9 protein-coding genes are annotated in these 4857 nt (G+C 66.5%); all 9 read left to right on the top strand.

What is annotated here, in order from left to right:
* Positions 1–159 precede the first annotated feature (159 nt).
* Positions 160–834 (top strand): hypothetical protein, encoded by a 675-nt coding sequence (locus KAY22_RS24605; RefSeq protein ID WP_156445383.1) that lies wholly within the window; start codon positions 160–162, stop codon positions 832–834.
* 166 nt (positions 835–1000) lie between these two features.
* Entirely contained in the window at positions 1001–1525 is a 525-nt protein-coding gene (locus KAY22_RS24600) for a DUF736 domain-containing protein (protein WP_066213464.1), read from the top strand.
* Positions 1526–1687: 162 nt separating this feature from the next.
* Entirely contained in the window at positions 1688–2035 is a 348-nt protein-coding gene (locus tag KAY22_RS24595; protein ID WP_066213458.1) for a hypothetical protein, read from the top strand.
* Between the two features lie 90 nt (positions 2036–2125).
* Complete coding sequence (locus KAY22_RS24590) at positions 2126–2602, top strand: hypothetical protein (protein ID WP_066213455.1); 477 nt, start codon at positions 2126–2128, stop codon at positions 2600–2602.
* Positions 2599–2883, top strand: coding sequence for a hypothetical protein (locus KAY22_RS24585; protein ID WP_082739420.1), 285 nt, complete (start codon positions 2599–2601; stop codon positions 2881–2883). The genes KAY22_RS24590 and KAY22_RS24585 overlap by 4 nt, the downstream gene beginning before the upstream one ends.
* Positions 2884–2890: 7 nt before the next feature.
* Positions 2891–3235 (top strand): hypothetical protein, encoded by a 345-nt coding sequence (locus KAY22_RS24580; protein WP_066213452.1) that lies wholly within the window; start codon positions 2891–2893, stop codon positions 3233–3235.
* A complete protein-coding gene (locus tag KAY22_RS24575; RefSeq protein ID WP_066213449.1) occupies positions 3232–3750 on the top strand; it encodes a hypothetical protein in 519 nt (172 codons plus the stop codon). The genes KAY22_RS24580 and KAY22_RS24575 overlap by 4 nt, the downstream gene beginning before the upstream one ends.
* Before the next feature lie 37 nt (positions 3751–3787).
* Entirely contained in the window at positions 3788–4300 is a 513-nt protein-coding gene (locus KAY22_RS24570; RefSeq protein ID WP_292949319.1) for a hypothetical protein, read from the top strand.
* 88 nt (positions 4301–4388) lie between these two features.
* Positions 4389–4857: hypothetical protein (locus tag KAY22_RS24565; RefSeq protein WP_296625764.1), on the top strand; the 469-nt coding region annotated here is incomplete at its 3' end.

Below are 4857 nucleotides of genomic sequence, written 5' to 3'. Positions count from 1 at the left end.
GTCCCCACAATCCGGACCGACCGGCAAGCAAGCTGCTCGAAGAACTCCTCGGGCGCTCCCGTTCAGCCCCTGGCTGAACCGCACGCCGCCCACCGGCGCTGTCCGCTCCCGGGCACCGATCTCGTTCGCCCGGTTCCATCCAACAAGGGATCACCACCCATGTCCAACTGCTACACGCACTCCTGCTTTGTCTTGCATATCACCGCCGACGAATGCGGCCTGCTGCGCGAGGCCGTCGCGCTGGCGCAATTCGTCGAAGATCAACCCGACGCTGAAACCATCATCCAGCGCTGGCTTGGCTTGTCTGAGGCGTTTCGGATGATCTTCCCGCCTACCGGCGAGGAAGTGATATCGGGGTTCCTCGCCATCTTCCCCGACTGCGACTTCCCGACCTTTGGCACCGACTTTGCCTTCGATGAGCAGGATGACGGATCGGTCCGGGTGTTCGCCACCGCCGACCAGTTCGAGCCTGACGCGGTTGCCGCCCTGCTGCACCGCACGATCACGCAGTCGCTCCCGGTAGCGGCGACCTGGTCTTACGACAGCGATCGTCATCAGCCGGATGCCTTCGGCGGCGGCGGGTTTATGATCGATGCCGCCGGCATCCACTGGATCGAGACCAGCAAGGTCCACGATACAGTCCACTTCGCCCCCAAACTGGTCATCGCCACGCGTGATCCCGAAGAGGGTCTGCTGTTCTGGAACAGTAAAGACGGGTTTGGAACGCTCGATACTGCCGACGTCTTCACCGAGAACCAGGCGCTGAGCACCGATCTGCCAATTGCGGGCGACCAGCCCGAATGGCTCGCGTTGCCTGCATGTCTGCCCGCCTGAAACACGCTGACGAATGTCCCCGATGGAGGGCTCCAGAGAAGGACTGCGGGCAAGGCCCGCAGCTCGGCCTGACGGCCGGGAGGGAAGGGGGGGGGGGGGAATGAGTGATCGGACAAGGGGTTCGGTCGCATTCAATCCAACATTCAGTCCTACCAGGAGAACGTCCATGAACATCGGTGAAATCAAGAAGAACGCCAGCGGCCAGCTGATCGGCACTGTCGAAACGTTGACGATGACGCGCACCATCGGCCTGCGGCCGGTCAGCTCCAGCAACGCCCGCGCGCCCAAGTACGAAATCGTCGCGCTCAACGATCAGCGCCGCTGGGTTGCCGTCGGCGCTCTGTTCGAACTCGCCTCGAACTCGACCGGCGAGATCTTCTACCAGGGCAAGATCGACGATCCGTCGATGTCGCAGCCGCTCTATATCGCCGCCTTCCCGCGCGAGGACGGCACGATGGCCATCGCCTGGCAGCGTCCGCGCCGCCGCAACAGCCAGCTGGGTTCGAGCGAATACGGCGATGGCGACATGTTCACCGGCGGCGAGGCAGCCGATGCCGGTGAGGCCAGTGACGGGCATAACGGCGATGGCCTCGGCGACAGCACCGCTACGCCGCCGGGCAAGCGCGGCCGCGCCAATGCCAAGGACGGCGCCGAACACGAAGGCGCGCTGCCGCCGCTCGTCGACGCCTGAGTCCATCCCGCACCTCCGACCGAACGGGGACCCAATCGCGGGTCCCCGTTCCCACGCAATGGCCGCAGGCTCGCCCCACTTGCGGCCTGAGGCGGAACGCCGGCCATCCCCCCGCCCGGCGTTCCGCCTCTTCTTTTGCCTGGGCGGCAACGGAGACACTTCATGTTCACAGATAGCGAACGCTTCGCCTTCGACACGCGGCGGCACCATGCCTTTGCGACTACCGGCAATGCCTATGACGCGTCGCAATGCGACGAGAGCATCAAAACTGGCGATACCCTGATCGTGCTGCCCGAGCGCGTGATTGCCGTCGCCATGACCTGGCCCTTCGCGGTGACCGCAGAAGCAGGAAAGCTTCACAGCGTAGCGCCGCCCCGCGAAAGCGAGACGCTGGCCGACATCGCCCGGTTGCTTCATGTGACGACTGCCGACTTCGAGCACGCGGCCGAGCTGGCGCGCTGCCTCGGGTTTTCGCTCGACCCCAACCTTGTGCCGCTGCTGCCAGCCTGAACGCGCCGGACGCCCTTGCTCGCGCAAGAGGCTGGTGAGGGGAGAGGGGCGATCGCGGTCGGATCAACCTATTGCGAAAGGACACGTACCATGGGCGACAGAGCCCCCGTTCACATCACCATCGGCGGCGCGCTGCGCCGCGACCTTCTGGCCGACCTCGCAGCCTGCGCCGAGGAATACGATCTGCGCACCGAATGGGACGGCGAGCCGTTCGGTCCGGCGGCGGTAACCGAGGGCGAGTCGCTCGAGCTCTACGGCACCGAACTCAACGGTGGGCAGGTCACGGAGGTCGACGCGTTCTGCATCGAGCACGGGTTGATCTTCCGGCGCTGGTCGGGCGGCTGTCCCGGGGCCTATCTCCCCGAGATTGTCGTGTTCGACGGCACGGGGCCCATGCGCGACTACACGGCGAGCGAAGACGAATATGTCCTCTTCCCGCCGTCCTGGATCAGGGGCTTCACCCGGCTGCGTGACCTCAAACGGGCGATGGCCAAGGCCGAGATCACCGTCCCGCCGCTCGTCATTATCTCACGCGCCGAACCGCCCCGGGAGGGCGCTCTACCATGAAATACGTCGTCGCCTTTTACGCGGTCGATCGCGCTTACGGCGGGCCGGAGGAAGGTGGATGGTGGTTCGACACCGGCGAACTCGTCCGCCTACACCGGGTCTGCCTTACCGAAGCTGCTGCAGCGCGGCTCGCGGTGCGCGCCAATCGGCTGCTCGACCTGGTCCAGCGCGGCCATTGCCGCCTTGATTCCGTGCTCTACGTCGGCGGCCGCTACCGCGCCTGCCTGTTCGAACACATGGCTCCGCCCCGCTTCCCGCAAGCCCCACCCCGTTACGAATGAGGCTCCCATGACCGATCCCGATTCTGCAGCGTCGCCGTCTGATGAACGCGGCCGCACGCTCGCGCAGTTCCCGCTCTCGCGGGTGACCGAGGTCTTCCATGACGAAATGCTGGGTGTTCTTCCCCCGGCCCATATCCGCGGCGCGGCCGGCTTCTTCGTCTCCGAAGCGGTAGCCGAGGACATCCACGCCCAGTTCGTCAGCCGCGATGGCCGTTTCTACGGCGGCTATGTTGCGCTGCGCGATCCGGAGACCTGGATCACCTCGGCCCGTATCGCCGCCTACGATGTCGATAACCCTTACGCGGTGGAACTCGCCTGGTATCCCGATGGGGCAGGGGAGGCTGCTGCGTGACCCGCCACAGGCTCCTCGAACTCGGGGCAGGGCCAGCGAACGAGCCCTGCGCCCAGCTCGGCCGAACCCCCGATTTCGAGCGCGTCAACAGACATGAGCTGCGCGCCTTTCAGGCAGCGGTGATCGCGGTCAACGGCCCGCCGCCTGAACCGCTGGAATTCGCGGCGATCGCCAACGCTCATGATTTCGGGACGTACCGGACGCTGTGGATCGTCTCGCTGGTGGCGGTACTGCCGCCCAGCGCCCGGCGCTGGCTCAATGGGCTGGACGTGCCGTCAAGCTGGATCAGCGCGGGGTTCCCGCCGCCGGTCACTTACGCAGGTTCGGGATTTCCATGCGTGCGCCCTTTTGCCGAGGTGATCGCTGGCGCGTTCCAGATCACGCGGCCGCGCGACGACGGCAGCATCTTTCCGCCCGCAAACGCGGTCCTCCACCGCAATCTTGAAGCTACCTACGGCCCCATGCTGGCCGCACGCGGGGCGGGCGTTACCCCGGCGATGCCGACGGGAGGGTAGGGGGAACACGGCGGGCAGGCGAACAAGGAGACCTGCCATGCCCCGCTTTTACACCGGAATCGGTGCACGCCGCACCCCGCCCGAAGTGCTCGCGCTGATGACGCGCGCTGCCTTCGCCCTGCTCAAACGCGGCTACCTCCTGCGCTCCGGCCATGCAATCGGCGCCGACAGCGCGTTTGAACGCGGGGCGGGGGAGGACAAGCAGATCTTCCTGCCTGCGCCGGGCTGGCGGGGCTCGGCGAGCCAGTTCCACCCGGACGCATTGCCGCCGGAGCTGTGGCAGCGCGCACGGGCCATTGCTGCCGCGGCGCACCCCGCTTTCGCCGGACTCGATCCTTTCATCCAGGCCTTGCACACCCGGAACGTGTTCCAGGTGCTGGGGCCTGAGCTCAATGCGCCCGCCGACTTCGTCCTGTGCTGGACCGCCGATGGCGAAGCCTCGGGCGGGACCGGTCAGGCAATCCGCATCGCCGCTGCCCACGGCGTTCCCGTCTACAATTTCCAGCGTCCGCGCGAGCGTGCGCACGTCGAACGCCACCTCTCACTCTGAGCATTGCCCTGCCGTTCCGGTCCCCGACGCAGCTGCGCTGGGCAGCGCCAGTCTGGGGCGGCTGTGCGCTTCCCGCGAAGGAACTCCCATGTCCGCAATCCACCTCGCCCTCGATATTCCCTGCACGCGCGACGATGCTGCCCGGCTGTTCGCCGTGCTCATCTTCCTGGCACAGCTTGAAACCGACCCGGATGCCAAACCGGGGCCGGAACTGGACGCGACCTTCGGCGCAAACGCGCGCGAGGCGCTGCTCGGGATCATCGGCCACCCCGTGCCGCTCGGGATCGACTGCCGCTATGATCCCGTGACCAACCTGCTGTCGGTCACTGATGTCGAGGGCAGGCCCAACCTTTCCGCCGTGCCGGTGCTTCTCCTCTGGCTTTACCCCGACAAGCTGCCGCTCGCCTACGCGGTCCACACCGCGGAGCACCCCGAACACAAGGTCTGGACGCTGATCGGGCTGAATCGCATCGAGATTACCGAGGACGCGGCCTCGGTCGAGACGCGCCTCGCGGCGCTGCGCTCCGAACCCGGTGCCGTGCGCCGGATCGCTCTTC

The organism is Rhizorhabdus sp., from assembly GCF_018006725.1.
In the GTDB taxonomy this organism is placed as follows: Bacteria; Pseudomonadota; Alphaproteobacteria; order Sphingomonadales; family Sphingomonadaceae; genus Rhizorhabdus.
Note: the sequence above shows the minus strand (reverse complement) of the source record. Positions and strands in the feature narration are given on the sequence as shown.